General features: G+C 70.9%; 32 protein-coding genes and 1 pseudogene. 4 read left to right on the top strand and 29 right to left on the bottom strand.

The window, feature by feature from the left end; translation table 11 throughout:
* Positions 1–9: 9 nt before the first annotated feature.
* From CGL27_RS53005 to CGL27_RS49585, 25 genes and pseudogenes are all read right to left on the bottom strand, one after another.
* Positions 10–693, bottom strand: coding sequence for a hypothetical protein (locus CGL27_RS53005; RefSeq protein WP_240451096.1), 684 nt, complete (start codon positions 691–693; stop codon positions 10–12).
* 161 nt (positions 694–854) lie between these two features.
* A pseudogene (locus tag CGL27_RS53755) lies at positions 855–1,088 on the bottom strand (AAA family ATPase); the annotation flags it as partial.
* Positions 1,028–2,482, bottom strand: a complete 1,455-nt coding sequence (locus CGL27_RS53000; protein ID WP_240451095.1) for a relaxase domain-containing protein — start codon at positions 2,480–2,482, stop codon at positions 1,028–1,030. The gene CGL27_RS53000 and the pseudogene CGL27_RS53755, both read right to left, overlap by 61 nt.
* Positions 2,483–3,283: 801 nt before the next feature.
* Complete coding sequence (locus tag CGL27_RS49690) at positions 3,284–3,559, bottom strand: hypothetical protein (RefSeq protein WP_119994942.1); 276 nt, start codon at positions 3,557–3,559, stop codon at positions 3,284–3,286.
* Positions 3,556–4,596, bottom strand: a complete 1,041-nt coding sequence (locus tag CGL27_RS52990) for a hypothetical protein (RefSeq protein ID WP_240451094.1) — start codon at positions 4,594–4,596, stop codon at positions 3,556–3,558. The genes CGL27_RS49690 and CGL27_RS52990 overlap by 4 nt, the downstream gene beginning before the upstream one ends.
* Positions 4,597–4,667: 71 nt before the next feature.
* Positions 4,668–5,030, bottom strand: a complete 363-nt coding sequence (locus CGL27_RS49680) for a hypothetical protein (RefSeq protein WP_162953395.1) — start codon at positions 5,028–5,030, stop codon at positions 4,668–4,670.
* Between the two features lie 49 nt (positions 5,031–5,079).
* Entirely contained in the window at positions 5,080–5,481 is a 402-nt protein-coding gene (locus CGL27_RS49675) for a hypothetical protein (protein WP_119994939.1), read from the bottom strand.
* 92 nt (positions 5,482–5,573) lie between these two features.
* Positions 5,574–6,455, bottom strand: coding sequence for an RNase adapter RapZ (locus CGL27_RS53750; RefSeq protein ID WP_119994938.1), 882 nt, complete (start codon positions 6,453–6,455; stop codon positions 5,574–5,576).
* A 3-nt stretch (positions 6,456–6,458) separates the two neighbouring features.
* A complete protein-coding gene (locus CGL27_RS49665) occupies positions 6,459–6,944 on the bottom strand; it encodes a hypothetical protein (protein ID WP_119994937.1) in 486 nt (161 codons plus the stop codon).
* 59 nt (positions 6,945–7,003) lie between these two features.
* Positions 7,004–7,477 carry a DUF3307 domain-containing protein gene (locus tag CGL27_RS49660; RefSeq protein ID WP_119994936.1) on the bottom strand — a complete coding sequence of 158 codons (474 nt, stop codon included), beginning with the start codon at positions 7,475–7,477 and terminating at the stop codon, positions 7,004–7,006.
* Between the two features lie 43 nt (positions 7,478–7,520).
* On the bottom strand, positions 7,521–7,715 hold the full coding sequence (locus CGL27_RS49655; protein WP_162953394.1) for a hypothetical protein: 195 nt from the start codon (positions 7,713–7,715) through the stop codon (positions 7,521–7,523).
* Positions 7,716–8,064: 349 nt separating this feature from the next.
* Entirely contained in the window at positions 8,065–8,367 is a 303-nt protein-coding gene (locus tag CGL27_RS49650; RefSeq protein ID WP_119994935.1) for a hypothetical protein, read from the bottom strand.
* 17 nt (positions 8,368–8,384) lie between these two features.
* Positions 8,385–9,167 carry a hypothetical protein gene (locus tag CGL27_RS49645; protein ID WP_119994934.1) on the bottom strand — a complete coding sequence of 261 codons (783 nt, stop codon included), beginning with the start codon at positions 9,165–9,167 and terminating at the stop codon, positions 8,385–8,387.
* A 2-nt stretch (positions 9,168–9,169) separates the two neighbouring features.
* The gene (locus CGL27_RS49640) at positions 9,170–9,340 is read right to left on the bottom strand and encodes a pRL2-8 (RefSeq protein ID WP_119994933.1); all 171 of its coding nucleotides are present in this window, start codon (positions 9,338–9,340) and stop codon (positions 9,170–9,172) included.
* A 14-nt stretch (positions 9,341–9,354) separates the two neighbouring features.
* Entirely contained in the window at positions 9,355–9,858 is a 504-nt protein-coding gene (locus tag CGL27_RS51285) for a hypothetical protein (RefSeq protein ID WP_205587980.1), read from the bottom strand.
* Positions 9,859–9,927: 69 nt separating this feature from the next.
* Positions 9,928–10,176, bottom strand: a complete 249-nt coding sequence (locus CGL27_RS49630; protein WP_119994961.1) for a hypothetical protein — start codon at positions 10,174–10,176, stop codon at positions 9,928–9,930.
* A gap of 119 nt (positions 10,177–10,295) precedes the next feature.
* A complete protein-coding gene (locus tag CGL27_RS49625) occupies positions 10,296–10,679 on the bottom strand; it encodes a hypothetical protein (RefSeq protein ID WP_119994931.1) in 384 nt (127 codons plus the stop codon).
* A 111-nt stretch (positions 10,680–10,790) separates the two neighbouring features.
* Positions 10,791–11,630, bottom strand: a complete 840-nt coding sequence (locus CGL27_RS49620) for a DUF4097 family beta strand repeat-containing protein (RefSeq protein WP_162953393.1) — start codon at positions 11,628–11,630, stop codon at positions 10,791–10,793.
* Between the two features lie 148 nt (positions 11,631–11,778).
* Positions 11,779–12,852 (bottom strand): hypothetical protein, encoded by a 1,074-nt coding sequence (locus CGL27_RS49615; protein WP_119994929.1) that lies wholly within the window; start codon positions 12,850–12,852, stop codon positions 11,779–11,781.
* A 196-nt stretch (positions 12,853–13,048) separates the two neighbouring features.
* Entirely contained in the window at positions 13,049–15,439 is a 2,391-nt protein-coding gene (locus tag CGL27_RS49610; RefSeq protein ID WP_119994960.1) for a hypothetical protein, read from the bottom strand.
* Positions 15,440–15,531: 92 nt separating this feature from the next.
* Entirely contained in the window at positions 15,532–15,912 is a 381-nt protein-coding gene (locus tag CGL27_RS49605) for an RRQRL motif-containing zinc-binding protein (RefSeq protein ID WP_119994926.1), read from the bottom strand.
* Positions 15,913–15,915: 3 nt separating this feature from the next.
* Positions 15,916–17,298, bottom strand: a complete 1,383-nt coding sequence (locus tag CGL27_RS49600; protein WP_119994959.1) for a DUF2637 domain-containing protein — start codon at positions 17,296–17,298, stop codon at positions 15,916–15,918.
* Positions 17,295–17,510: a hypothetical protein gene (locus CGL27_RS49595; protein WP_119994958.1), complete on the bottom strand. Its 216-nt coding sequence runs from the start codon at positions 17,508–17,510 to the stop codon at positions 17,295–17,297. The genes CGL27_RS49600 and CGL27_RS49595 overlap by 4 nt, the downstream gene beginning before the upstream one ends.
* A complete protein-coding gene (locus tag CGL27_RS49590; RefSeq protein WP_119994957.1) occupies positions 17,507–17,764 on the bottom strand; it encodes a hypothetical protein in 258 nt (85 codons plus the stop codon). Before CGL27_RS49590 ends, CGL27_RS49595 begins: the two co-directional genes overlap by 4 nt.
* The gene (locus CGL27_RS49585) at positions 17,761–18,258 is read right to left on the bottom strand and encodes a hypothetical protein (RefSeq protein WP_119994956.1); all 498 of its coding nucleotides are present in this window, start codon (positions 18,256–18,258) and stop codon (positions 17,761–17,763) included. The genes CGL27_RS49590 and CGL27_RS49585 overlap by 4 nt, the downstream gene beginning before the upstream one ends.
* 247 nt (positions 18,259–18,505) lie before the next feature.
* Here CGL27_RS49585 and CGL27_RS49580 point away from each other — a divergent pair, with 247 nt between their 5' ends.
* From CGL27_RS49580 to CGL27_RS49565, 4 genes are all read left to right on the top strand, one after another.
* Positions 18,506–19,288 carry a GntR family transcriptional regulator gene (locus tag CGL27_RS49580; RefSeq protein WP_119994955.1) on the top strand — a complete coding sequence of 261 codons (783 nt, stop codon included), beginning with the start codon at positions 18,506–18,508 and terminating at the stop codon, positions 19,286–19,288.
* Positions 19,285–19,830, top strand: a complete 546-nt coding sequence (locus CGL27_RS49575; protein WP_119994954.1) for a GNAT family N-acetyltransferase — start codon at positions 19,285–19,287, stop codon at positions 19,828–19,830. Before CGL27_RS49580 ends, CGL27_RS49575 begins: the two co-directional genes overlap by 4 nt.
* A 217-nt stretch (positions 19,831–20,047) precedes the next feature.
* A complete protein-coding gene (locus CGL27_RS49570; protein WP_162953397.1) occupies positions 20,048–21,055 on the top strand; it encodes a bifunctional DNA primase/polymerase in 1,008 nt (335 codons plus the stop codon).
* A gap of 178 nt (positions 21,056–21,233) precedes the next feature.
* The gene (locus tag CGL27_RS49565; protein ID WP_119994952.1) at positions 21,234–22,871 is read left to right on the top strand and encodes an ATP-binding protein; all 1,638 of its coding nucleotides are present in this window, start codon (positions 21,234–21,236) and stop codon (positions 22,869–22,871) included.
* A gap of 155 nt (positions 22,872–23,026) precedes the next feature.
* Here CGL27_RS49565 and CGL27_RS49560 read toward each other — a convergent pair whose 3' ends face one another.
* The 4 genes from CGL27_RS49560 to CGL27_RS49545 form a co-directional block, all read right to left on the bottom strand.
* Positions 23,027–23,236 carry a YozE family protein gene (locus CGL27_RS49560; RefSeq protein ID WP_119994951.1) on the bottom strand — a complete coding sequence of 70 codons (210 nt, stop codon included), beginning with the start codon at positions 23,234–23,236 and terminating at the stop codon, positions 23,027–23,029.
* 898 nt (positions 23,237–24,134) lie between these two features.
* Entirely contained in the window at positions 24,135–24,380 is a 246-nt protein-coding gene (locus tag CGL27_RS49555; protein ID WP_119994950.1) for a DUF6372 family protein, read from the bottom strand.
* Positions 24,377–24,829, bottom strand: a complete 453-nt coding sequence (locus tag CGL27_RS49550; RefSeq protein WP_119994949.1) for a hypothetical protein — start codon at positions 24,827–24,829, stop codon at positions 24,377–24,379. Before CGL27_RS49550 ends, CGL27_RS49555 begins: the two co-directional genes overlap by 4 nt.
* Positions 24,829–25,665, bottom strand: coding sequence for a ParA family protein (locus CGL27_RS49545; RefSeq protein WP_119994948.1), 837 nt, complete (start codon positions 25,663–25,665; stop codon positions 24,829–24,831). The genes CGL27_RS49550 and CGL27_RS49545 overlap by 1 nt, the downstream gene beginning before the upstream one ends.
* Between the last annotated feature and the right edge of the window lie 158 nt (positions 25,666–25,823).

Here is a 25,823-nt window from a genome sequence, read left to right as displayed (position 1 = left end):
GTCCGGGCGTCACCGAGCCGGGCCCGGGTGTCCTCGCTCTCGATGCGCGAGCGGCAGCCACAGGTGGTTGGCCTTCTTGCCTCGGGTCAGGCCCGGATAGGCCGCGTGGGCGTTGGCTCCGTGGCCGTACATCAGGGACGTGTCACAGGTCATCCCCTGCGATGCGGCGATCGTCATCGCGTACCCCAGCGACAGGGCACCGGAGGCGACTTGGTCCGGCGTCAGCCACGCGGACACGTAGGCGTCGTCCTGGCCGCGCTCGCGGGTGCGCCACGTGATCTCGACCCGCCCGTCGTCGGCGAGCTGGCTGACGACGGCCCGGTACCCGTTCAGCAGGTCCGGCCCTTCGCCGCGCCTCGACCTGTAGTCGTTGACGCGGACCCGTACGGCGTCGCCCTCGGCGAGGGTGAGCCGGTCCCCGCCGGGCAGCGCGTAGGTCCGCTCGTCACCGAGTTCGCCGGCGGCGCGGCGGATCTGCTGCGCCCCCAGGTTCAACGCGTCGACGTCGGCGTTGCGGGCGGCGAGGACCACCAGCTCGTCCAGGAGGTCGTGGGTGTCGGGCCAGCGGTCGCGCCGGAGCTCGTCCCACGTCGTGAGGATCTGCGAGCGGGCCTCGTCCGCCGACTCGGTGGGGTGGACACGGCCGCGGTCGGCGAGCAGCCGGAGCGCCTGTCGTGGTCGCCGGTCCGCCACACCTCCAGCGCGTGCCGTTCGGCGGCGTCCTCCTGGCGGCGGTTCTCCGTGCAGGGTGAGCCCGCCGACCAGCCGGTGAGTCTCCTTGAACCAGCCGCCGGCCCCGATCGCCTGGACTGGAGCGGGTCGCCGATGCCGATGATCTGCGTCCCGGTGCGGGCCGCCTCGCGCATGAGGACCTCGGCCGCCCGGTCGTCCACCATCGTGGCCTCGTCCACGACCAAGACGTCGACGCCGGTGAGCCCGCTCCCGGTACGGATCTGCTGGAGCCAGGCCGCGACCGTACGCGCCGGAATCCCGGACGCCTGGTTGAGCTGCTGGGCGGCCACCGCGCTCAGGCACGCGCCCGCGTACGTGGTGCCCGTGGCGTCCCACCCGATCCGGCACGCCTCCATGAGCGTGCTCTTGCCCGCCCCGCGACGCCGACGATGGTGTCGATGCCGTGCCCGCCGGTCAGCAGCCGGGTTACCGCCGCGCGCTGTTCCTCGGACAGCTCGAAGCCGACCGCGACCTGGAAGACGTCGATAGCGGCGGCCGACTGATCGGGGGTCAGCGCGGTGCGGCCTTCGCCGTGCCGGGTGAGCGCCTGGTCCGTACGTACGCCTCGGCGTCGAGGATGTCCTGGGTGGTGTAGCGGGCGGTCGACGTCATGACGTTGGACCCGTAGTCCGGCACGCGTACCGCGTACCCGGCCACGTCCAGGACGGTCGTCGACCAGCTCGTCCAGGCGGCCGACCTCGTCCGCGTCCAGGCCGTGCGGCAGGGCGTTGCCGACCGCCGCGAGCAGCTGCGCGCGGCTGAACGTCTTCGCGCTCGCGGTGAGCCCGGTCTCGGGGTGGAACACGATCTGGGCGAGGTCGGACGGCGGGGGAATCCGGGGTCCGCCGGGGCCGTCGACGGTGGGGCCGGCTGTCCGGGCCGGGCGGTCCCGGGGCGGCGGCCGCGACCATCGCGTCGACGTCGACCCCGGCCTCCTCGGCACGCTGCCGCCAGCTCTCCCGCATCGCCGCAGCGTCGGCGCCGTGCTTGGCGCGCAGGGTCTCGGCGGCGGCACGGTCGCGCTCCTGGCGCCCGGCCTCGTCACGGCCAGATCCACGATCCTGCCGTGGCGGCGGGAGAACAGGTCGCGTACGGGTTCGCCGATCCCGTCGACCTCCCACGCTCCGGTGCGCTCAGCCTGCTGCCGGCGTACGCCGAACCGGGCGTGGGTGAGGGCACGGACGCGGGCCTTGAAGTAGGCGTCGGCGGGGGCGGCGTGCCGGTGCAGGTCCTGGCCTGAGTTAGCGATCGAGCGCCACTGGCCGTCCTCGCACAGGCCCATGTTGGCGATCGTGATGTGCAGGTGAAGGTGCGGGTCGCCGGGGCATCCCCATCGCCCATCGGACGTGCCGACTGGTGCTCCCACGACCACGCCAGCAGACCACCGGTCGCGAGCCGGACCGGCTGTCCGTCCTCGGAGCCGACCGCGTACCCGACCCAGCCGCTCCACCTGACGGATCGTGTCGACCTTGGCCTGGTGCACCAGGTCGCGATACTCCCGTGCGTCCGCCTCGCTCATGAGCCCCGGCAGGACGCTGTCGGACTTGGGGAGGTCCAGCATCAGGTCCCAGCCGCGCACCCGGTCGTCCACGCGGGCGTCGGCGTGCTCGCGCGCTTCGGCCAGCTCCCTCTCCCCGTAGACGTCGTCCAACGAGAGGCCGGCGGCGCGGGCGAGCTTGTGCAGGGTGCCCACCTGCATCCGGTGCCGGTCGCCCTGGCGGTGGACCATCCGCTGCTGCTGCGCGAGCACGGCCTGTTGCTTCGGCTTGCCCTCCAGCAGATCGCGGCCGCCACCCCGCGCTCCTCGGCGGCGGCCTCGATCGCCTCCACCAACCTGGCGGTCGTCAGCTTCGCCAACGGGTGCGCGCGGGCGGACGTCTGCGTACGGATCAGCCGGGCGCCGGTCTCGGGATGGCAGCCGCTCATGAGCTGCCGGGCGGCCTGCTTGCCCTCCTCGTCCAGCACGGCGCCGGCGGTCAGCCCGACCGCCGCGAGACCGCTGCCCATCCACACGAGCGGGGAGTCCGTCTCCTCCCGCAGCCGGTACTCCAGCGCCGGGTCGGCCACCTCCTGGACGACGTCGTCGGCCGCCACGACCGAGCACCCGGCCTGCTCCCGCAGCCGGTACTCACCTGCTCGTCGTCACGGATCGCTGTCACCCAGGCCACCGGCCACCCCGTTCGTGCTGCCCCGTCAGCGAGGCTTGTGCGCTTGTGCGTTCCCGGCGTGCCGGGTTCCCGACAGGGGAACCCCTTCGTGCTTCCCCTGTTTTGATCATGACCGGAACGGTCGGAGTCGACCAGGTTGATCGTCGCCGGGGTCCATCACCGTACGGCCGGATTCGCTGCTCACCAAACGAGTGATCAGCCTCAGAACGGCCAGCATCGACAACCGTGAGTTGTCGCACGACGATGCGGAGGCTCGTCGCAGATCCTCCGGGCTCAGCCGCTGTGCTCATGTCTGTGCGGACGCCTGCGACGTACGCTCAGACGGAAGCGACCCCCGGCACTTACCCTGCCGGGGGTCGCTTCGGTGGTGGCGCCGGATCAGGTCAGGGCCCGGCGATGATCCAGAGGATCAGCACGGCGTCCAGGTCCCGGTCGTGGCGGTAGACGACGGTGATCCCCCGCCCGCCGGTCTGCTCGGGGAGCAGCTCGATGGCGTAGGACTCGGAGCGGGGGTCGGCGTCCGGCAACCCGCGGGCGTGGTCGGGGGTGGGGTCTTCCTCCAGGGAGGCCCGTACCGACATGACGGCCGTCCGCTCGCCCGTGCTGAGGTCGGAGCGCAGGATCTTCTCGGCGGCGTCGCTGTAGAACGCGTAGGTCACCTGGCGTTCCCCTCGGCCATCTTCTGGCCCAGCTCGAAGGCGACGTCCTCGGTGCTGCGCATCAGGGCCGCCATCGCCTGCGGGTCGCACCGCAGCAGGACCCTGTGCCGGTACGCCTGGGTGATCTCGCGGACGCGGGTGAGGTCGTCCAGGTCCGCGTCCGCCAGCTCCTTCTCGAACTTGTCGGCGTCGCCGGGGATGCCCCAGACGCTCAGGGCGGTGCGCAGCTCGGCGAGCGTGCGCATCGGCGGCGCGACGTCGTGGTGCTCGGGTTGTGCGGTCACTGCCCTCCTTGGGTCGGTGGTGTCGAGTCTCCTACGCCTCGCGCTCGGGACAGCCTCTTCGAGCGCCACGATGACGAGGGCGTGGTCGACCAGGCGGTGCGCCGGGATCTCCCCTCGATCGGCCTTCTCCCGGAGCGCCGGCAGCTTGCCGAGCACGACGACCAGGAGGTCGAGCAGCGCACCGAGGATCCGCGGCCGCGCCTCGGTGAACGCCTCCCACAGCTCCGACTCCGGCCGCGGCGCGGTGATGCGGCTCAGCTCCACGACGACCGTGCGGTCCACCAGGTCGGCCCGCAGCTCGTCGGGGTCGATGGTCCCGGCGAGGATGACCGCCCGGCTGGGCTCCTCGGTCGTGACCGGGGTGTCGGTGTAGAGGGCGCGCCGCACCACGGTTCCGCCCGTCACCGCACGGCACAGGTGGTCCGAGGTCTCGTCGGGGATGCGGGTGACGTTGTCGAACACGGAGACCGACGCGGCCTCTGCCGCCCGCCAGGCGTCGTCGTTGTGGGGGAGCCGGCCGAAGGGCACCACGGCCGGGTCCAGGAGGTTCGCGAGCATCCGGGCCGCCACGGACTTGCCGCTGCACTGCCCGCCGGAGAGGAGCAGCACGGGGCGCGGGATCTCGGGGATCAGGCCGGTGACGAGCCAGGGGACGATGCTCGCCCACGACTCGTCTGTGACGTTCAGCAGGTCGCGCAGCTCGGTCAGCGAGCCTCCGCTGACGGGCGGGAGCGGTTCGGTGTTCGGGTTCATGCCGGTCCTTCTGATCGGCCGGGCCGCTGATCGGCCCCGGGGTCCTTCTGTCCAACGAGCGGTGGTGTCGGTCAGTCCTTGTACGCGATGGGGCTGAGCCCGGAGTGGGCCCGGTTGAGCGCCTCGAACAGGGTCTGCGCCGCCGCCTTCGCCTCGGCGAGGCCGTCGTACGTGGCGGCGAGGTCGGTGTCGAGCGTGTTCCTGTCGCTGCGCAGGTTCCCGCTCGCCTCCAGGTGCTTCACCAGGGCCTCGGTCTGCTCCAGGGCCTGGGGCAGGACCATCGCCGCCTGGGAGAGGTTGCCGACCACGCTGTAGGCGTCGCCGGGGAACTCCCAGTCCTCGTCTCCCCGGGTCGGGGCGAGCGTGGCGTGGTTGAGGGCACGGAGGGCCTCGTACGCGTCGTCGGCGAGCCTGGCGGGCGTCTTGTCGGTCATGGGGTCGGTCTCCTCTGGGATGCGGTTGTGGTCGTCTCGGTGGTCGTCGTCAGCCGTCGAGCTCGGCACGGAAGCGCCGGGTGCGCTCCTCCCCGTCGAGGACCGCCTGGCGCACGGCCTCGTCCTTGATCTGCTCGGCGGGGTGCAGCAGTCGGCCCGCGCGGTAAGCGCGAGCGAAGGCGACAGCGGCCGTGGCGGTCTTCGCGCCGTCCAGGTCCTGCCCGGCGAAGCGCTGGAAGGTCTCGCCGTCCTGTGTGCGCTCCTTGCCGAGCCGGGCCTCGAAGGCGTCGAGCGCGCTGCGCAGCCCGCTCACCTTGTCCCAGGCGTAGTAGAGGTTGCCGTCCTCCATAGCGCCCGCGATGCGGCCGAAGTGGTCGACAACGCGGGCGTACTCCTCGGCGAGGTTGTTCTCGGGGGTGGAGCCGCCAAGCAGGGTGTGCAGGTTCGTCATGGGGTGGTGCCTTCCTTGTGGGGCGAGCCGGGGCCGCCGTGATGGCGGCCCCGGTTTCATCCTGTCGTGCGGTTCGGACAGTGCTGGGGCGATCAGGCGATGTCGCCCGGAAGGGGACCACCACGGCCGCCGTCCAGGTCGACCATGAGCATGTCGGTCGGGTTCAGGGCCTGGGAGAGGCTGGGGACCTGGTCGAGGATGTCGGCGTGGTCGAAGGCCAGCGACGGCAGGCTGGAGGCGGGCCACCAGCGGGCCGTACGGGCGTCGTCCCCGGCGAGGATCGGGGTGCCGGCCGGGACGATGGCGAGGAACGCGGCGGTGACGTACCGGCCGCGCGGGTCGCGGTCGGGCCGGTCGAAGACGCCGATCTCCCGCAGGTCGGAGGCCAGGACTTGGACGCCGGTTTCTTCGGCAAGCTCACGCACGGCCGCCTCGATGGCGGTCTCTCCCCTGTCCACGTGACCACCCGGGAGCGCCCACGCGCCCTCGTGCGGCGGCCATCCGCGCTCGATAAGCAGCACGTCGCCGTCCGGCGTCATCGCGATCACGTCGGCGGTGTAGCGGATGCTCTCGGGCTCGGGTTCGGTCCGGTTGTGGACTCCGGCGGGCAGGAGGTCCTGGTCGACGTCGCGGTGCTCGATGGTGACCGCGTCGCCGACGTCGCGCAGCAGCTCGTACGAAGCGCGGGCAAGGCCGACGCTGCGGTGCCGGCCGCCGGTGCATCCCCACGCGATCGTGACGTCGGCTCCGGTGTCCTCGGCGAGGCCGCGGGCGGTGGCGACCGCGTTGAACGCGAGCCGCTCGGCGCCCGGGGTGGTCATGACGTGGTCGTACACCTCCTGGTCAAGGCCCGTGTGGTGCTTCAGCTCCGGGTTGTGGAACGGGTTGCGGAGCAAGGCCCGGAGGTCGAAGACCAGGTCGGCCGTGGGGGCGGGGCTGTGGCCGTAGCCGAAGGAAACAATGTGGATGCTCATGGGTCAGCTCTCCTCGAAGCGCTTGACGGCGCAGGGCGGGCAGAGGGGGATCTGCCGGTGGTCGGTCTCCTCGGGGTAGAGCGCGGTCGAGAACGGGTCGGCCATGACCTCCACGTCCGGCTTCTGCTTCCCGCACTCCTCGCACCGCTTCAGCAGCGGCGCCAGGAGGTCGAGGGCGTGGCGGATGCGGTCGCCGGTGCTGTCCTGGACGACGCCCTGGGCCTCGTCCAGCAGCTCCGTGACGCGGTCGATGTCGTCGTGGTCGACCTCGGTCACCGACACCGAGATGGTGCCGACGACGTCGGCGACGGCGGCGAGGACGCCGGTGTCGGGCTTGGTCGGGTCGTACAGGGCCTGGAGGGCGGCGGCGTGCGGGCCGACCTCCTCGGTGCGGCACGCGGCGTCGCGGATGCGGTCGAGACCGATGCGGACGATGGCGACGGCCGCCTGCAGTTCCTGGTCGAGGCTGAGCTTCGGGGTGCGTTCCACTGAATTCCTTCCGGGGTGAGAGACGCAGTATCTAGCTGGATTGTCCGGGATTTCGCAGGTCAGAGCGCCGCGATAAGGAGGGCGGCGACTCCGAGGAACAGGTGGTGGAATGACTGGTCCAAGGCATAAGCGCCGGTCCCGAGCGTGGCGGCGGGCTTCCCCTCGGCGGTGACGGGGTGCGCGGGGTGGGCGCCGGTGCCCAGCGAGTAGAACTCCGTCTTGCCGGTCACCTTGGCGAGCCAGGCGAGCGTCGACCTGCGGTCCGCCCACCAGTGGGTCGCCGCGTCGATGCCGAGGCCGGCTACCAGACCGAGGACCGTGACGGGCAGGTCGAGCACCAGGACCACCGCGGCGAGCGCGATGCCCTTGGTGATCGTCAGTCCGAAGACGTGGCGCGCGTCGGCGAGGCGTCCGGCCCATCCGGCGCGGCCCTTCTCGGCGGCCTGGTGCGAGGTCTGCACCCAGTGGTCGCCCACCGAGTGTGCGATGAACAGCGCGACGAACACGGCGGCGAAGACTGCGGCTGCGGTCATGAGTGCTGGGCTCCTTCGTCAGGTGGTGCGGGGCGGGAGAGGGTCAGCGGCCGGCGCGCGCGGCCCATGCGCCGTCGAGGCCCCGGCGGATCTCCACGCCGGGGCCGGAGATGCGGCCGGGACCGGCCTGGACGCTGCCGGGCTGAAGCGCGTCCAGCTCCTGGAGCAGGGCCGCCACCTGGGCCGCCAGCTCCAGCGCCTTCGCGTTCTCGTCTGCCGTGGGCATCGTCTGTCGCATGACATCTCCGATCGGGTTTCCGCTCGCTTTTCCGCTTGCGGTTTTGCTAGCTGTTTCGCTTGCCTTGACTCCATAATGCAGACTCTGAGTCGGCATGTCTACGGGTTCGCAGACTCCGAGTCGGCATAATGCGTGTCTGTGCAGGTCAGCCCCACGAAAAAGAATCTCGATCCGGGGGCCGGTCGTCTGCTCCCCCGGCTCACACGGGGCGTGATCTGCGCCTCACTGCCCCGCGCGTCGGCCCAGCACACAGCCCGGGAACCGGCCGTCTGGCCGTGGGTCCCCGGGCTGTATGGCCACCCAAAAGCGGGGGCGGGTGTCGCTGGGGCGGGCCGTACCCGGGTGCCGGTCAGTTGACGGCGGCGGGCTCCGGCTCCTCCTGGTCGTGGTCGAGGTGCTCCTCCGTGGCCGCGTCCTCGCCGCCGGCGGACTCGATGTCGAGCAGCGGCTCGGGGAGGCGGTAGCCGCGGCGGACCCGGGCGGCGTCCAGGTATCGGGCGGCCTCGTCCTCCCGAAGCTCGATGCGGTGGAGGCCGAAGACGAGCGCGGCGAGATCGGCGGGGGCGGCGGGCGCCTCCAGGGGGCCGACCAGCTTGTCGGCGGCGCGCATGAGCTTGTTGTGGCGCTGCTGGGCTCGGCGGTTCTCGAACATGGCGGGTCTCCCTCTCGTCAGTTGTGGACGGCGGTGTCGTCGGCGTCGGCCTCTTCGCACGCCTTGCTGCAGTACGGGCCTCGGTGGTGGATCGGGGCACCGCACAGGGCGCACTCGCCGGGCTCCGGCTCCAGGTCCTCGTACGCGTCCCACTTCGGCTCGTCGGACCACGGGTCGTCCTCCGGGTCCGGGGCGGGGCGCAGGCCGGTGACCTGGTCCAGGAGCACCCAGAGCCGGTCTCCGGCGGGGCCGTACTCCGGCGCGACGATCGAGACGTACGTGCCGTGGGCGACCTGGCCGTAAAGGTCGCGGTTCAGCTCGGGCCACTGGATGGCCATGTCGGCGCGGCTGATCCGGCCGCCGAACGCGGTCATCGGCTCGCCGTCGCAGGTCGTGGCGATGACCGGCTCGTCCTGGACGCCGACGCCGCGCCGGTGGTCGTTGACGCGGACGAGCAGGCCGGCCCCGGTCGCGGCGTCGACCAGGCGGTGCAGCAGCTCGGCGTCGGTGACGACCAGCTCGACCGCGGCGCGCTGCTCCCACCACAGGCCGTTCGCTCCCGTACCGGCGAACCCGGGCTGCGAGCAGGTGGTGATGTACCCGGCGCGGCACAGGGCGGCGAGGCTGGGCACCAGGTGCTCGGTCTCCTCGTCGGGGCCGTAGCGCGGGGCGTAGCCGGGGCGGGACGCGATCTCGCCCTCCAGCCAGAGGGCCATGAGTTCGCCGAGGTCGGCGACGGTACGCGCGGACGTCCAGCGGCGCCGGTCGGCGCGGCTCATCCACGGGAGCGTGAGCTTCATGGTCAGCCCTTCACAATCATGTGCTCGGGGTGGCGACCGCCCATGTGGGACACGCACTCCGGGCAGTCCTCGCGCGGACCGAGGTGCTTGTGCTGCGCGCGGCTGTCGTACGCGTGCAGCCAGCACTGGCGGCACTCGCCGGGCGGGGGGTTCAACGCCTTCTTGCTCGCCATCGGGGTCTCCGCTCTCAGTGGTTCACGTTGGTGGTGGACCGGCCGAAGCCGCGGTTCGTGTTCGTGACGTGCGTGGTGTTCTGGATCGTCGTGCGGCTCATCGCGGCGGGGGCGACCTTCCAGGCGACGATCGCGATGGCCAGCCACATCAGGGCGCCGGTGCCGAGTCCGGCGAAGGCGCCGATGGCCTGGCCGACGCCCCAGCCGGTCCCGGCCGCGAGCACGCCGCCGGCGGCGATGCGCTGGGCCCGCGGGTCGAGGAGCGGCTGCGGGGTGAGGTCGCGGGGCGGCATCGGCTGCATCGGGGCCGGGGCGGCGGACCGGCGCATCGGCACGAGCTGCCCGTAGGCGTCCGGCACCCAGACGACCGGGTCGTTCTCGGCGTACAGCTCGACCGGTCCGGTGAGCGGGGCCTGGACGGGGAGGCGGTAGTGCGGGGTGGTGTCGACGTCGTACGGGCGGTACGGCTGCACCGTGGCCTCGGTGCGCGGGAGGTGGGGAGCGCGGTCGGTGCTCACGGTGGTGACCTCGGCTTTCTGGTTCGAGAGGAGGGTCCGGCCCCCGGGGCTCGGGGGCCGGACCTCGGATCAGTCCTGCGTGGTGCGGTACTGCTTCGTGCGCTTGGCGACGTGGTCGCGGCTGAACTCGGTGGCCTCGGCGGCGTCGAGCTGGAGGGCCTCGCCCTTGTCCAGCTCGGCGGCGATGGCCTGCCACATGACCTCGTCGGCGGCGGCCTTGGCCTTCTCCGCGTCCTCGTGCGCCTGGTCGCGGGTCTTCTTCAGTTCGGCGATGCGGGCCTTGGCGGCGGCGCGGGTCTCCTTGTCGGGGCGGGGCATTTCTGGCTCCGTTTCGGTGTCGGGGATGATGTGGCTCCCCCGCTGCCCTTGCGGAGCGGGATCGGGGCCCGTGGCGGCCGGCGGACCTTGGCCGGGATGGCGGCCGCCACGGGGCGTCCCTACTTGCTCGCGGGGATCGCGGGGGAGGGGACGGTGTTCTCGGCGGCCGTGGCCACCGCCTGGAGGACGTCGCGGGTGGAGTCGGCGGCGCTCCCCAGGTGCTCGGTGAGCGTGCCGTATCCGAGGTCGCGGGCGCGGGCCTTCAGGGCGGTGAGGTAGTGCCAGGTGTCGTGCAGCTCGTCGTGCAGGTCGAGCAGGCCGGGCTGGAACGCGAGGGAGTCGGTCAGGGTGTTCGCGCCGTCCCAGTGGTTCTTGGCCCGGTCGGCGAGGGTGTTGAAGCAGTTGTCGGCGATGACCTCGCGGACCTCCTCGGCGGACTCGTACGCGTGGGCCATGCCGACCAGGCCGTAGAGGAAGGTCACGAGGCGGTTGGGCTTCTTCACTGCTGTCTCCCCTGCTTGCTTTTCTGCTGGCGGGATTGCTTGCGGTTCGGGACCGGGGCCCGGGGCGGTCGGCGGATTCCTGGCCGGGATGGCGACCGCCCCGGGGCGAAGTCAGCGGTTGCGCTTGCGGCCGGAGACCGTGTTGGCGCGGACGTTCAGGTGGCTCGCGCCACGGGTGACGACGTCGCCGGAGACCGTGGTGGCGTCGATGCTGCCGGTGGCGGCCGGGGTCGCGGTGACGTGGACGTCGCCGGAGACGGTGTTGGCACGGAAGTCGCTGCCGCTGTACTCGCCGATCTCGATGTCACCGGAGACCGAGGTGACGTCGACCCTCGCCGCGACCTTGTCGACCTCGAAGTCTCCCGAGGTGGTGTTGCCGCGCAGGGTGTGGACGCTCTTGGCTTCCACGTCGCCGGACACCGAGCGGACATCCAGGGTGTGGAGCGTGCCGCGCAGGACGGTCAGGTCGGCGCTGGTGGTGTTGAGCCGGACCGAGGAGGCGGCCGGGAGCTTCACGTCCACGATGATCTGGCCGGAGCCGACGCCACCGACGACGGTGCCGGCCTCGGCGACGACGCGGCCGTTGGACACGATCTGACGGCCGCCCATGAAGATGTCGCCGCCGGACATGACCACGCCCGTGTTGCTCCCGCTGAAGCTGTAGCTGGAGAAGTTGTTGCCGCCGATCTGGACGCTGGTGTGGACGCCGCCACCGCCGGGGAGCTTCGGCACCCGGATCTCCATGACGTTGTGGCCGTTGGAGTCCCGCTCGTCCATGACGGTGTCGTTGACCGCGTCGGCCATCGGGCCCTCGTCGTCGGCGGTGCGGACGGTGACCTCGGCGGACTTCAGCGTCGGGTCGACCGTGACGTTCACGGCGCCGATGTGGCTGATGATCTCGGCCCAGATGGTGCCCATGGTGGTCGCGGTGAAGGTCTTCTGCGTGCTCAAGGTGATCTCCTCAGATCCTGTGTCCGCTTGCATTTCCGCTTGCGGTTTTGCTGGCCGTTTCGCTTGCCGTGACTCCATAATGCAGACTCCGAGTCGGCATGTCTAGCTTTTGCAGACTCCGAATCTGCACAATTTTCGTTCTCGGAGGTCAGGGCCCCTTGGGGCGGTCGCTGGTGACGGTGTTGTTGACGACGGAGTTGTTCTTGCCGTGGATCTGGACGGTCGAGGACGACTGGCCTCGGGACTCGCGCACCAGGCGGGCCGCCTCGTTCACGGCACCCCGCGCGGCGGCGGCCTCCTGCGCGGTAGGAGGCCGGGTGATGGCGCGGGTGGTGGTCTGCCCGTTGACCTGCTGGCCGTTGCCGGAGACCTGGACGACGCGGGTGTTCCCGGACCCGGCGACGTTCTGCACGGCGGGAGCGCCGGCCTTCGGTGTCTTCGGCTCGCGGGCCTTGGCCGCTCGGCGTTCGGCGGTGGCCATCGCCGCGGCGGCCGGGCCCTTGCACTCGGTGCAGGGGATCGAGACGCCTGGGGCGCTGATGCGGCCGGAGTCCTCGCAGACCAGGCACTTCGGGCCTTTCTTCGGGGCCTCCATGCCGTACGCCTTGCGGTACGCCGACAGCGGCGGGGTCTTCGGCTCGGGCGCCGTCCGCTCCTTGGATCGCTTGGGCTGCTCGACCGGCTGGACGCCGCCGGCCTGCCACGCCCACGCGGTGCGCAGTACGGCGGCGACCGGGCGCATGGCCTGCTTCTTGATCTCGCGCTTGGCCTTGCGGACGGGCTTGCGGACCGTCGCCTTCGCCTTCTTCTTCGCCTCGCGGGCGAGGACCTTCCCGACGACCTTCGCCGCGTCGGTGATGTCCTTCATCTCCATCGGCGGCGGGGGTTCCTCGCCGAATCCGGCGTCCAGGAGCCACTGCCAGTCCGGGTCCGGGTTGGTCCAACGCATCCGGCCGTAGGCGTGGAAGTGGCCGACGTCGATCCGCGGTTCGTCCCAGACGTGGTCCTTGGGGCACTGGCCCTGGACCTGGATGTCGCCGATCTGGTGGGCGAGGCGCAGGTCCTCTTCGGCACCGCAGATCGGGCACGCGAGGACGACCGCGAGCCACTTCACGCGGAAGGTCGGCTCGGGGTGCTCGATGACGTACCGGAAGGGCCGCTGGAAGATCAGGAAGAAGCGCCCGGCGTCCGGGTCGAAGCTCTGCCACGGCTGGATGGGCATTCGGACTCCTCGGGATCTTTCGGGCGCGGAACGGGTGCGGAACAGGGAGGAACATGCAGGTCAGAGGGGTGGAACACCGGCGGAACAGGGGGCCGGAGGGCGGAACATGTTCCGGGGTCCGGCCCGTGTTCCGGGCCGGTTCCGGGACTGTTCCGACGCTCTGACCTGCATGTTCCGCCGGTGTTCCGGGGCCGGATCAGCCTCCGGAGGCCGTCGAGGCGTCCTCTTCGCCGAGCAGCTTCTTCAGGTCGAGGAGCCGGTAGCCGCGGACCGAGGCGCCGCCGCCCTTGGGCCGGTACTTGTCCTTGGCCCACTTCATGCCGTGGGGCTCCAGGACCGCCTTGAGGACGGCCTTGAGGATCTCGTCGGCGGTCATCGGCTCGCCGTCCTCCCCCTCGAAGTTCGCCGGGTCCCAGGTGTCGGGGTCCTCGTCGGCGAGGGCGGCGTAGAAGTCCTCGGGGGAGAGGCCGGAGGGGTTCCCGGCTCCCTCGAAGATGGCGCGGGCGACCTTCAGCAGGGCGACGCCGCCCGGCTCCTGGTCCTCCTCGTCGTCGGGCAGCTCGTCGTCGCCCGCCGGGAGGACGCCGATTCCGCCGGCGAACTTCGCGCTCTCCGGGTCGAGGTCGATCGCGCCGGACGCCGCGCGCTCGCGGGCCCGGATGTCGGCCTCGTCGTCGGAGAGGATGCAGGCCCGGTAGGGGATGGGCTCGCAGTAGTCGCCGCCCGCCAGGACGTACGCGACCGAGGCGTCGTTGATGGCGTTGCCCATCGCGGGCAGCAGCCGGTCCGGCCTCCAGCCCTGGGCCATCGCGCCGCCCCCGGCGATGAGCTTGATGTCGTCGGTGTCGCACGCGCACATGACCTGCACCGGCAGCTCGGAGAGCCAGGCGTTGGAGCCGACCCGGTCCTTCGTGACGGCCTGTGTGGCGACCACGAGGGTGACGTCGCTCTTCGCCGAGGTGAGGGCGATCTGCTGCACCAGTTCGTCCAGGCGCAGCGGCTTGTCCTCGGCGCTCTCCTCGTCCATCTTCGGGAATACCTCGCGCTTGGACGCGGTGACCAGCGCGGGGAATTCGTCAATGACGATGGTGATTCCCGGACGCTCCGGAGAGGACTCCCAGTTGAGGCCCATTCCGAACTTGTCGAACAGCTTCGGGCGGTTCATTCCGACCGCGAGCGCCCATTCCAGAACCTCGCGGGCCTCCCACGGCGTGCGGGCGACAGCGGCCATGGCCTTGCGGTACGGGCCGAAGCCGGAGCCGTACGAGCCGAGGTCGATGCCGATGATGATGCGGTCATTCGTCGCGGTGAGTGCGTCGAGAATTGCCCGGAGCATTGTGGACTTACCCGAGCGGGACTTTCCGACGACATTCGCATTCGTCCGCTTGAGCGGCAGCGCGAGAATTCGGCCGGACATGTCCGCGCCGATCTGCGCCTTGTGAACGTCGTTCGTGGAGACCGACTTGGGCTTGCGGTAGGGCAGTTCGGGGACGGCCTTCCACGGGTCGTCTCCGGGGATGCGCAGCGTGCACTCGTTGCGGGCCGCCGCCGCCTGCTGGAGCAGGATCGAGTTCGTGCGGACGCCGGGCAGGCACGCCTCCAGCTTGTCGAGGGAGTCGGACAGCTTCTCGGGGGTCTGCCGGTTGAGGACGACGACCACCTCGAAGCCCCAGTCCTTGGGGTGGACCTGCATCGCGTACACCGCGACGCCGACGTCCTCGGTGAGCGCCTGGTGCAGCAGCTTCTCGAAGGCGCGCGGGGTCATGCCCAGCTCGAACTTCTCGGGCAGGCCGGCCTCGGCACGCTCCAGCGCCTCCAGGTCCTCCGGCGTCAGGTTCGGCGTACGGCCGACGCGGGCGAGCACGGCCACGTTGACCAGGAGTCCGGCGGCCAGACCGCCGACGCCCTCGACCATGAGGCCGGTGATGTCGATCCCGGCGAACGGCAGGTAGGCACCGGCCGCGCGCAGGGCGAACTTCTTGCGCGCCGACGACTTCGCGGCCACGGCCTGCGTGAGGGCGATCTGCGCCTCCTGCTGGACGGACTCGGCGGCCTTCCGCTTGGAGTCCTTCTGCATCAGGGCGAAGCGGGCGCGGCGGGTCGCGGCGGCGGACTCCCTGGCGAGCATCGCGGCGCGGGCCTCGGCGGCGGACGCCGTCATGCCCTCGACACCGCGCGTCCACTGGTGGACCCGGGCGGCACCCCGGAAGGATGCGGGCAGGACACCGCGCACGGTGGTCTGGCGGGAGACCCACCGGCGGGCCTTGCGGCGGGCCATCCGCTGGAGGTACTTCCCCCGGGCCTTGCGGCCTTCCGGCGTCTTCAGCGCCGGGTTGATCCAGGGCCGGTCTCCCTCGGGGTCGTCCGACAGCTCCCACGAGGGGATGACCTTGCCCTCCAGGGCCTGGCCGGTCTCCTTCGTCAGCACGACCGTGGGGGCCTCGGTCTCGCCACCCAAAGCGGGGGCGGGCTCCGTGGCGTCGGGGCCGGCGGCCGGGTGCGGCACGGTCGTGGCACCCGGGTACAGGTCGATGACGGTGGCCAGTTCGGTCTTGTCCGGTGTCCTGGTGGTCGTCTGCTCGGTCATGCTGGTGCTTCTCCTTCGGGAGGGAGGCGGGCCCGGCAGCGCGCTGTAGGAGGTGGTGCTGCCGGGCCCGCCGGTTTCGGGGGGCGAGTCGTTCAGGCGGCGGTGGTGAAGCCGTCCGCGCAGGGGGTGCAGACCCGCAGTCGGGTCGAGAGGCAGTACGAGCGGGTCTCTCCGCACTCGGGGCAGGTGCGGCGGGCCTGCATCGCCGCCGCGAGGGAAGCGATCTGGCCCGGCGAGCGGGGCTTGGGCGGGGTGGCCTTGGCGGCGTCGTAGAGGCGGGCGAACCGCGGCTCGTCCGGCGACTTCCGGCTGAACCACATGACCTGTGCGACGGCCGGCCCCCGGGGACGGAGACCGCGCGCCACGAGCTGGTCGCGCGTCGCGGTCCCTTCCGGGGCCAGGCCCCAGGGGAAGGTCGGCACGTCGTGCCGCTCCCCCTCGGGGTCCCAGAGATCAGCGATCCGGCGGGCCATGGCTCAGGCCCCCACCGCTGCGTCGCCGTCGCCGTCGATGAGCCGGAGCTTGCGCTCGGCGACGACCCGGTCCCGCAGCCACATGCCGTCCTCGCGCCGGACCTTCATCCGCTTCGCGAGGGCCGTCGCGCTGATCGTCTTGCCCTCGGCGACCAGGTCCACGGCGATGGCGTGAGCGTCCGGGAGAAGGTGTTCCAACTCCTCGTCGGAACGCCCCTTCCGGCCAGCGTTCCCGCTGTCGTTTCCGCGTGCGGAATCGCTGGCGTTCTCGCTGTCGTTCGAAGATCCCTCAGAGCCGTACAACCCAATTCCCGCTTGGGCTGTGAGGCCCTTGGGTGCCCCGCTGCGGGCCGCAATCGGGAGGGTTGCTCCGAACGTCGGGATGCCCTCTGCGAGACGGTGTGGGACGGGGTTGTGGAGTCCGGCGAGAAGGCCCGCCCGGATCAGGTCGGGACGCCTCTCGTCGGCGACCTCGAACGCCGCGCCGACCTTGAGACGGGACGCCGTCGCGGTCGCGTACAGCTCCGGCGTCATGCCCGGCTCGGTGCCGTGGACGATCCGCCACGCGGCGGCGAACGCCTGCTCTCCGGTGATCTCGCCGTACGTCGCGGCGGACAGCAGCCGGTCGGCCTCCTTGGCGACCTTCGGGTGGTGACGGCGGCGGTCCTTCAGGTGCTTGGCCCGTGCCTTCTCGTCCTCGCGCCGGCGCTTCTCCGCAGCGATCTGCTCGCGGGTCCGCTTCGCCTTCTTCGAGTGGCGGCCCGCCATGACCATGTGCCACAGCGCGACCGGCGCGATCGAGGACGCGGCCAGGACCAGGGCGCCGCCGATGCCGCCGTAGTCCTTGTAGCCGTGGATCGAGTTGACCGTCGCGGCCAGCAGCGTGAAGGTCCACACCGCGATCCGGTACGGGGTCGGGTCGCGTCCCTCGCGCAGGGCCTTCGCCTCGCCCGCGGTCGCCGCCCACGCACCCAGCTCCAGGAGGAACGGGAGCAGACCCGCGAGCAGCAGGCCCATGCCCATCGTGCGGAGCGAGCCGAACTGGGCGACCAGGGCCGGGATCATCCCGCACGCCATGACGGCCAGGACGGCGGCGACGTCGCCGTTGTCCCGCACCCACACGACCAGCCTGCGACGGCTGGCCTGCCGGGCGGCCTTGGTCTGCTTCTTCTGCCGGTTGCGCTCGGCGGTCGCACGGCGCTCGCGCTCGGCGCGGGCTTCGGCGTCCTGGCGCTTGCGCTCGGCGGCGGCCTGCTCGTCGGCGCGCTTCTCCTCGGCGGCGAGCCGCTGGGCTTCGAGCTGCTTGCCCAGCAGCAGCTCCTTGTCCTTGCGGGCCTGCTCGGCGGCGGCGGCCTGGTCGGCGCGACGCTCTTCGCGGTAGCTCATCGGTGGCCTCCGTTGCTGACCATCGGCTTGAACAGGTGGACTCCGCCGTAGACCAGCGCGAAGTGGATGAGGGTCTCGACCACGCTGTGCGTCTGCTGCCAGCCGCCCACGGCGGCCCAGCTCCCGCACGCGGCGGCGATCAGGTCGGTCAGGGTCATCCAGCCCCGCAGCGTGCGGCGGCTGGCCTTGCCCTTGGAGGTCTTGGTCTTCATCGGGCCGCTCCGCTCATCCGGGGGCCGACACCGGTCGAGGTGGTCGGCGCGGCCGGGGCGTAGGCCGGGGTCAGCAGCACGTCGAGCGCGATGACGAGAACGGCGACCAGGAGCAGGCCGACCCGGGCGGCGGGGGAGAGCTCTATCCCGACCAGCCACGCACCGCCGGCCACCGCGGCGACCAGCCGCAGACGGCCCAGCACGAGGGGCAGCAGGGAGAGCAGGAGCGCGAGGCGCGGGTTGACGGTGATCACGCCGCCACCCCCGTCTGGACCTCGTCGCGGACCAGGCGCAGGGCCGTACGGACGGCGCGGCGCTCGGCGCGGGGCTGACGGGCGAGGGAGACGGCGGCGGCCGGGTTCGGCCTGCCCACCGAGGCGAGCACCTCGTACGAGTCGAAGTCGGCGGCGGTCCAGTCGGCGGTGAAGTCGTCGTCCTCGAAGCCGAGGGCGTCGTCGGCGGTCTCCAGCTCGGCGGCCAGGACGACGGGGGCGGCGGCCGTACGGCGGCGCAGCTCCCTCGGCATCCGGCGCAGCAGGGACCGGTAGTACGTGGCGTCCTCGCGGTCGGTGTCGGTCTCGACCTTGAAGTCGTCCATGAAGGACGTCAGCGCGTCCCGGCTGGCGAGTCCGCCGGCCGTGAAGTCCAGCTCTTCCAGCTCCAGCGGCTCGACCATGTCGAACCCGCTCGCGACCTCGAAGAACTCGGAGTCCGTAACGATGCGCTGACCTGCGACGATGATGTTCATGGGGGTCGTGCTCCTCTCGATGGAACGGCCTCTAGAACGGCTCTCTCGGTGGTCCTGGCAGATCTCCCGGGGGAGCCGTTCGTACGTTGCGGGCAGCGTGATGCAGCGCATTGCTTGCCCATTCGCATTGACTGGACAATGCCCGCTGCGATGACGATGGCACTGTCCGGAGCGAAGGTCAAGTGCATCGTGTCGATGAGTCGCATTGACTGGACAATGGCCGATCATGCGAGTACACATGAGTCGCATGAGGACGAATACGCCGATCTACCAGCGCGTCGCGGATGACCTCCGCGCCGAGATCGCTGATGGCACCAGGCCACCCGGAAGTCAGCTTCCGACCGAGGCTGAACTGCAGGAGAAATACGCCGCGACGCGCTACACCGTGCGCCAGGGCCTGGCCGCCCTCGTGAATGAAGGACTCATCGTTTCGCGCCGGCCGCTGGGGCACTTCGTGCGCGAGATCCACCCGATGGTTTACCGACCGCAGCAGGAGTTCAGGAAGAAGCAGCCTGAGCTGGACATCTTCACTCAGCTTCTGGCCGACGAGGGCAACGGGCGACAGCCCTCCCAGGAGATCGAGGTCTCCATCGTCCAGCCCACCAGCAACACCCTGGACCGGCTCAAGCTGGAGGCCAACGAACTCCTGGCCGTGCGGCGTCGGACGCGCTACATCGACGGCGAGCCGTACAACATCAACGACTCTTACGTCCGGCTCAGCCTCGTACAGGACAGCGAGTACATGAGCCCGGTCGACGTGGCCCGGGGCACCAACCAGGTGCTCGCCGACCTCGGCAAGCCGCTGGTCCGGGCGCTCGATGAGATCTACGTCCGGATGCCCAAGCCCGATGAAGTGGCACGGCTCAGGCTCGGCCCGGGGACACCGGTTGCCGAGCACATCGTGACGACCTACACCTTCGAGGATGAGCCGGTGCAGGTGACGGTCAACATCGTCCCGGGCGACCGGCACGTCATCGTCTTCGAGCGCACCCGCGAGTGGCCTCCCACTGAGCAGGGAGAGAGCGCGTGATCCTCGTTCCTGCCGAACTGGCTGATCTGCCCCGGCTCCTCAAGTTCCGCACGGATTCGGCGGCCTGGCTCACCCAGCTCGGCCTCGATCAGTGGGCCAAGCCCTTCCCCGCGGAACACATGGCCCAGAGCGTCAAGAACGGCGAGGTCTTCCTCATCAAGGAGGACCTCGCCGCCGACGCAGCAGCGACCGTGACCCTCGATCGGGACGCGGACGCCCGCCTCTGGACTCCCGAGGAGCGCCAGGAGGACGCGCTGTACGTCCACAAGCTCAGCGTTGACCGGCGGTACGCAGGTGCTGACCTTGGCGGACGCATCCTCGACTGGTGCGGTGACCAGGCAGCAAAGGCCGGCGCCCGGTGGCTCCGGCTCGATGCCTGGACAACCAACCCGAGGCTCCACGCCTACTACCGCGCCCACGGCTTCACCCACGTCCGCACCTCAAACGACCCCGACGTCGTTTCGGGGTGGGCGGCCCAACGACCCGCGTCCCTTGATTCGGGTCACGGGCTCGCCTTGCCGGAGAGCCTGGCCCCCAACTAGGCAGGTCACGAGCGGGTTACGCGCTTCCACGTTCGCGCCGCAAAACGGGATGGATCCTCACCCGAATCAGTGCACGATGAAGATCGACAGCGTATGTGGGTGCACGATGAGGCCCAGAAAACGCCGAAGGCGCCCCTGGCAGGGCGCCTCGGTTACAGCAAGGCCGGGACCAGCATCCCGGCGAAGTTCGAGCGATACGAGAAAAGGACGCTCATCCATGAGGGTACGAGATGTATCGGCCCCGGTGCCACACCGCCGGGAGAACAACACGGCTGCAACCCGGGCGCTCCGGGCAACATTGCAGGCCAGCGCGCTGCGGTACGCCGAGCGCGGGATGTACGTGCACCCGCTGCTGGTCGGTGGGAAAGAGCCGCGCTGGCTCGACTGGGAGGCGCGGGCGACCCGCGACCCGGAGGTCATCGAGCGCACCTGGGGCCGCGCCCCGTTCAACATCGGCGTCGCCTGCGGTCCGTCCGCTCTCGTCGCGGTCGACCTGGACGTCCCGCACGACGGGGACGTGTCCGGTCTCGCCGACATTGTCGACGGCATGACGATGCTCGACTCCCTCGCCGCGCAGATCCCCGGCGCGCAGATCACTCCAACGCTGACCGTCCGCACTCCGAGCGGCGGCCGTCACCTCGTCTACCGGGCCCCGGCCGGGGTCGAGGTGCGCAACACGGCTCGCACGATCGGGTGGTGCATCGACACCCGGGCGGCCGGTGGCTACATCGTCGGCATCGGCTCGCAGGTCGACGGCGTCTCGTACGAGCTGGAGGGCAGCGTCACCGATCCGGCGGTGCTGCCGGACTGGCTGCTGACGCTGATCACCACCGCCCCTGAGCCACCCAAAAGCGGGGGAGCGCCGCGCCGGGCCGATGTGGTCGCCCGGCTGCGGGACCTGACCCGGCAGGGCACCCGCGAGGAGCGGTGGGCCCACGGCATCCTGCGCAGCGAGTGTGACGAGCTGGCGGCGATGAAGCCGGACACCGGCCGCAACAACCGGCTGAACCTGGCGGCGTACCGCGCGGGCCAGCTGGTCGCCGCCGGCCTCTTGGACCAGGCCGTCGCCGAGGAGCACCTGACGGAGGCCGCGCAGGCGTCCGGGCTCGGCGAGAAGTCCGCGTTCGAGATCGAGAAGACCTTGCGCTCCGGCATGGCCGCCGGGCTCTCCCGGCCGCGCCGGATGACGACGGCGCCCGCGCGCCGGATGGGCGGTGCCGCGTGAACTTCGCACCACAGGACACTAAGGTTCAGCGCCACGTAGACCACGCCTCGGCAATGGAAACGGCCCCGGCGACGTCTCACCGTCCCGGGGCCAGGCACCCGAGGAGTGGTCTCGAATGCGAGACGTTCGTATCCCGTCGCACCCGCTTGCGTCGCCCGCTGGTGATCGGGGGCGCGGCATGAGCGAGGACCTGAACCTGAACCCCGAGGACCTGAGCGCCTTCCGGGCCTGGAAGGAATCGCAGGAGTCGGCGCCGCCGAAGCAGCGGGGGCCGGCCACGAAGAAGAGCAGCGGCGACAAGGCTCCGTCCGTGGCGGACCAGATCATCGCCATGGCGGACAGCCGGTACGAGTTCGGCACGTCCGACGCGGGCGACCTGTACGCCGTGCCGAAGGACGGTCCGCGGATCGCGCGCCTGCTGCGCGGCGGTCGGATCTCGCTGCGCGCCGAGCTGGCCCGGACGTACTACGGCCTGCACGGCAAGGCGGCGTCGTCCTCGGCGCTCGCCGACGCGATGCTCGCCATCGAGGGCCGGGCGCAGGCAGAGGACCCGGTGCCGCTGCACCTGCGGGTCGCCCCGCTCGGCAAGCGTCCCGAGCACGGCTTCCTCCTCGACCTCGGGCGCGCGGACGGCCTGGTCGTCACCGTCACTCCGGAGAAGTGGAGCGTGGGGCCGGCCGCGCTGGGTCAGCCGCTCTTCCGCCGCTCCCAGCTCACCCAGCCGCTGCCGATCCCCAAGGGCGGCGGCTCGCTGACCGAGCTGCGCGGGCTGCTGAACGTGACGGACGAGTCGTGGCCGCTGCTCGTGTCGTGGCTGGTCGCCGGGCTCGTCCCCGGCATCCCTCACCCGCTGCTCTTCCTGTCGGGCGAGCAGGGCACCGCGAAGTCGACGGCGACGAAGATGCTCGTGCAGCTGCTCGACCCGTCCGCCGCGCCGGCGCGGTCGACGCCGAAGGACCCGGACGACTGGTCCACGGCGGCGGTCGGCTCGTGGGTCGTCGGGCTCGACAACCTCTCGCGTATCCCCGAGTGGCTGTCGGACGCGATGTGCCGCGCGGCAACCGGTGACGCCAACGTGAAGCGGACCCTGTACTCGGACTCCGACGTCACGGTCCAGGAGTTCCGCCGGGTGCTGATCGTCAACGGCATCGACGTCGGCACGCTGCGCGGTGACCTCGCGGACCGCATGATCCCGGTCCACCTGCACCGGATCACCCAGCGGCGCACCGAGACCGCGCTGTGGGAAGCGTACGACGAGGCGCAGCCGCGGATCGTCGGCGCGCTCCTCGACCTCCTGGTCCGGACGCTCCAGGAACTCCCGGCAGTTCGGGAGAAGGCCGACAGGGGCGAGATCCCGCTGCCGCGTATGGCGGACTACGGTCTGATCATGGCCGCGCTCGATGAGGTCAAGGGCAGCAACACGACGAGCATCCTGGCCGACTACCTCAAGCAGCGCACCGAGCTTGCCGAGGAGGTCGTGGAGTCCAACCAGGTCGGCACCCAGGTCCTGACCTTCATGAAGCGGATGACGCCCCGCCCGCAGGACGGCCTCCAGGCGTGGGAGGGCACAGCCGCGGAGCTGCTGGACGAGCTGACCAGCCAGATCGGGATGACGAACGAGCACTGGCCCAAGACGCCGGGCGTCCTGTCGAACCGTCTCAACCGTGTCGCCTCCGACCTCGACAAGCTCGGGGTCGACATCGCCCGTACGAAGTCGGGCTCGAAGCGGTCCCTGACCATCACCTACGTACCGAAGCCCGACCCGACTGCCGAGCCTAAGCAGCCGGATCCGGTCCAGGAGACCATCACCGTGTAGCGCGAGCTCCACCGCCGCCCCGCCCGTGCCAAGCACCGGCGGGCTTTCGGCGTACCCGCGCACAGAGACGCGCTATCTAGCTTGATTGAGCGAAAAAATGCAGGCCAGGCCCACCTACGGGGGATTGGGACGCACTTTTCGCGGGAGTGGGACGGTCATTGCCGGGCGGCGTACTGCGTCCAGGCTTCGGCCAGGGTCTCCAGCGCGGCCGTGGAAGCGCCGGCGGCTTCGAGGTGGTCGACGTACGTCTCCAGCTCGTCGGGCTCCTCCGGCCACTCGGCATCCGCCGCCGCGTCGCGCGCGAGGTCTCCGATCGCGCCCCTGACCTGCGTGAACTGTGCCAGCCAGCCACCGAAGCCGCTCATGTGCCCACCCTTGCCTCTCGCCTGCAGTCGACCGCCCGCACCCTATCCCGGGCCCTCGGCGCGCCTCTCACGGAGCGTGAGCGATTGGAGGGGCGAGGGACGCACGTGAGTGGGACGCACTCTTGGGACGCAGTGCGTCCCAAGTGCGTCCCGAGGGCCAAAAGTGCGTCCCTGGGACGCACTGCGTCCCACGTGCGTCCCACGTGCGTCCCTACCTCTGACCTGCCGCGTGCCCCATATGCGGCTTTTTTTGGGACGCAGTGACGCACTTGACCCCCTCATCTCTGTTGGAATGTCGAAGAAGAGAAGAGAAGAGGGGGAGCCATCAGAGATGAAGGGGAAGAGTGCGTCCCTGCGTCCCAATCTCCTTCCGCGTGATCGCGGAAAGTGATCACCTTCGACCCGCACCCGGCGGCGAACCGTCCGATCGAGCACGCCGCCCCCCCTTTGGGTGGCTTGCAGCAGCCACGTCCCCGTTTAAGCGCGCTTCGCGGCCGGAAGGCAGAGCGACCTTCGTAGGCCGGGCCGCAGCGCTCAGGCGAGCCGCACAGGCGTGGTGGGGCGGGTGACGTGCGGTAGGCCGCGGGCCGCGCCCGGCGACGGCCGGGAGGCCGGCCGCGGCCGGTTCGGCCGTCGACGGTGAACGCGCGGCCCGCAAGGGGGCCGCACCCGGGGGTGCCAAGCGCGAACGCGCTTGTCCGTTCTACCCTCCCCCTCCAGGACGCGCCGCCGGGAGCGTCCCACCACGAAGAGAGCGTCCCACCAGCTAACCCGCGCTCTATCTAGCCAGATTGCCCGCGTCCTACCTGCTCACAGCCCCAGCAGGCGCGGCCGGACAGCAGAACGCCCGCGTTCCCGCTTGCGGAAAAGCAGGCGAGAAGGCGGGCGGCCCGGCTGGTCAGGAGGCGCAGAGCGGGGCGAGCGCGGTGTAGCAGCCGATGCAGACAGGCAGGGGCACGCTGGTCTCGGCGCCGGTGTCGACACGGAGCAGCAGGCCGGGCTGGGCACCGGTGGTGCAGCCGGTGGCCCCGGTGAGGTGGTGGAAGACGGCGCACAGGCAGCGGCACCCACCCGGCCGGTCCTGCTCCCAGTCGAGCAGGACCGGCAGCCGGAGGGTCAGGATCGGTTCCTCGAACTCGGTCACGCGATGTCCTCGACCTGCTCGGGACCCGGGTCCTCAATCTTGAGCCGCTTGTACATCGCTTCCAGCGCCTGGTCCACGAGGGTCTGCGGGTTGAGGTCGGTCTTCTCGACCGCGACGGTCAGCATCCGGTTGTTCGAGGCGAGGATCCGGACGGAGAGCATCTCGCGCTCCGGGCCGCGGGGCCGGCCCCGGCGGCGAGGAGGACGCCGGGGTGCCTTGGACTTGGACGACTTCGGGGCGCGGCCATCATCGGGCCCGTGCTCCTGGTCGTCGTTGCCGTCCGCAGGATCGCCAGCATTCTCGCTTGCGGAATCGCCTTCGGGTCCGCCGCCGGCGCCCCAGGAATCGGGGTCGTCCCAGTTGGGTTCCGGAGCGCCGGAGGGGGCGGCGGGGTCCTTCTCCCTGCCCTCTTCCTGGTTGTTCTTGGCCTTGTCGAGGAAGCTGGGCATCAGCTCCGTCCCTCCTTCAGGTGGGGCAGCGTGTGGAACAGGACCTCGCGGTAGGCGGCGGTCAGCAGCTTGGCCTCGCGGCCGGGCGCGCTGGTGATCGGCGCACGGGCCGTTCGGCAGGTCTCGCGCACGGCGTAGTTCTTGATGACGGTCGGGAGGACCTGGGCGCCGAAGGTCTCCTGCAGACGGCCGTCCCAGTACCGGTGGATCTCGCGGTACTCGCCGTCGCGCGGCACCAGGTTCCGCACGACACCGGCGACCTCCAGCTCCTCGTTGAGACCGCCGGGGATGTTGTAGTGCTCGATGGACTTGATGGCCTCCGTGGCGCCGAGCCACCCGTCGTTGAGGAGGGTCGAGGGGATGAGGACCTTCCGGGTCGCCAGTAGGGCTGATCCGCCGATCTTGCCGCCGGGCCGGGGCGGCACGTCGAGGAACACGACGTCGACCAGGTCGCGCAGCCCCCACAGAGCGCGCTTCAGGCGGAACTCCATTCCGGTCGCGGGGTCGGTCTCTCGGTTGCCGAACTCCCGGACGCAGGGGAGCACGAAGACGTTCGAGGGCCACTCCTTGCCAGCGCGCACCAGTACGTCCCGCGCGATCTCGGCGGGATCCCTCGGCTTCTTCTCCCGGTCCACGTAGTAGATGTCGTTCACCGACAACTTCGGCTCCGAGACACCCAGCTCGTCGGTGAGCGTGGACCGGGGGTCGAGGTCCACGCCGCCGACCCGAAGGCCCTGCTCGGCGGCGACCGCGATGAGTCCAGCCGTCACCGACGTCTTGCCGACCCCGCCCTTCTCCGAGACCTCGGCGACGGTGTCGAGCCCTTCTACGGCCATCGGTCCTCCCTTCCATGTAGGTAGGGCGAGCCTGTCGACCGCTGAAGCTAAGCGCAAGCTGACCCGCACGCATTCCCGTCCGTCATGCCGCTTGCGGAAAAGCAAGCGAAAGCGGTTGGAGTTTCGGGCCTATCTAGCCAGATAGGCCGCGGTTGACC

This window comes from Streptomyces sp. 11-1-2 (genome assembly GCF_003595545.1).
Classification (GTDB): domain Bacteria; phylum Actinomycetota; class Actinomycetes; order Streptomycetales; family Streptomycetaceae; genus Streptomyces; species Streptomyces hygroscopicus_B.
The sequence above is the reverse complement of the archived record's forward strand: the minus strand, read 5'-3'. Positions and strand labels throughout refer to the sequence as shown.

Excerpts from the sequence above, each read along its gene's own strand:
- CGL27_RS52990 (WP_240451094.1), bottom strand. The coding sequence starts at position 4,596 with ATGAACCCGAACACCGAACCGCTCCCGCCCGTCAGCGGAGGCTCGCTG.
- CGL27_RS49680 (WP_162953395.1), bottom strand. The coding sequence starts at position 5,030 with ATGACCGACAAGACGCCCGCCAGGCTCGCCGACGACGCGTACGAGGCC.
- CGL27_RS49675 (WP_119994939.1), bottom strand. The coding sequence starts at position 5,481 with ATGACGAACCTGCACACCCTGCTTGGCGGCTCCACCCCCGAGAACAAC.
- CGL27_RS53750 (WP_119994938.1), bottom strand. The coding sequence starts at position 6,455 with ATGAGCATCCACATTGTTTCCTTCGGCTACGGCCACAGCCCCGCCCCC.
- CGL27_RS49660 (WP_119994936.1), bottom strand. The coding sequence starts at position 7,477 with ATGACCGCAGCCGCAGTCTTCGCCGCCGTGTTCGTCGCGCTGTTCATC.
- CGL27_RS49655 (WP_162953394.1), bottom strand. The coding sequence starts at position 7,715 with ATGCGACAGACGATGCCCACGGCAGACGAGAACGCGAAGGCGCTGGAG.
- CGL27_RS49650 (WP_119994935.1), bottom strand. The coding sequence starts at position 8,367 with ATGTTCGAGAACCGCCGAGCCCAGCAGCGCCACAACAAGCTCATGCGC.
- CGL27_RS49645 (WP_119994934.1), bottom strand. The coding sequence starts at position 9,167 with ATGAAGCTCACGCTCCCGTGGATGAGCCGCGCCGACCGGCGCCGCTGG.
- CGL27_RS49640 (WP_119994933.1), bottom strand. The coding sequence starts at position 9,340 with ATGGCGAGCAAGAAGGCGTTGAACCCCCCGCCCGGCGAGTGCCGCCAG.
- CGL27_RS49630 (WP_119994961.1), bottom strand. The coding sequence starts at position 10,176 with ATGCCCCGCCCCGACAAGGAGACCCGCGCCGCCGCCAAGGCCCGCATC.
- CGL27_RS49615 (WP_119994929.1), bottom strand. The coding sequence starts at position 12,852 with ATGCCCATCCAGCCGTGGCAGAGCTTCGACCCGGACGCCGGGCGCTTC.
- CGL27_RS49610 (WP_119994960.1), bottom strand. The coding sequence starts at position 15,439 with ATGACCGAGCAGACGACCACCAGGACACCGGACAAGACCGAACTGGCC.
- CGL27_RS49605 (WP_119994926.1), bottom strand. The coding sequence starts at position 15,912 with ATGGCCCGCCGGATCGCTGATCTCTGGGACCCCGAGGGGGAGCGGCAC.
- CGL27_RS49600 (WP_119994959.1), bottom strand. The coding sequence starts at position 17,298 with ATGAGCTACCGCGAAGAGCGTCGCGCCGACCAGGCCGCCGCCGCCGAG.
- CGL27_RS49595 (WP_119994958.1), bottom strand. The coding sequence starts at position 17,510 with ATGAAGACCAAGACCTCCAAGGGCAAGGCCAGCCGCCGCACGCTGCGG.
- CGL27_RS49585 (WP_119994956.1), bottom strand. The coding sequence starts at position 18,258 with ATGAACATCATCGTCGCAGGTCAGCGCATCGTTACGGACTCCGAGTTC.
- CGL27_RS49580 (WP_119994955.1), top strand. The coding sequence starts at position 18,506 with ATGAGGACGAATACGCCGATCTACCAGCGCGTCGCGGATGACCTCCGC.
- CGL27_RS49570 (WP_162953397.1), top strand. The coding sequence starts at position 20,048 with ATGAGGGTACGAGATGTATCGGCCCCGGTGCCACACCGCCGGGAGAAC.
- CGL27_RS49565 (WP_119994952.1), top strand. The coding sequence starts at position 21,234 with ATGAGCGAGGACCTGAACCTGAACCCCGAGGACCTGAGCGCCTTCCGG.
- CGL27_RS49560 (WP_119994951.1), bottom strand. The coding sequence starts at position 23,236 with ATGAGCGGCTTCGGTGGCTGGCTGGCACAGTTCACGCAGGTCAGGGGC.
- CGL27_RS49550 (WP_119994949.1), bottom strand. The coding sequence starts at position 24,829 with ATGCCCAGCTTCCTCGACAAGGCCAAGAACAACCAGGAAGAGGGCAGG.
- CGL27_RS49545 (WP_119994948.1), bottom strand. The coding sequence starts at position 25,665 with ATGGCCGTAGAAGGGCTCGACACCGTCGCCGAGGTCTCGGAGAAGGGC.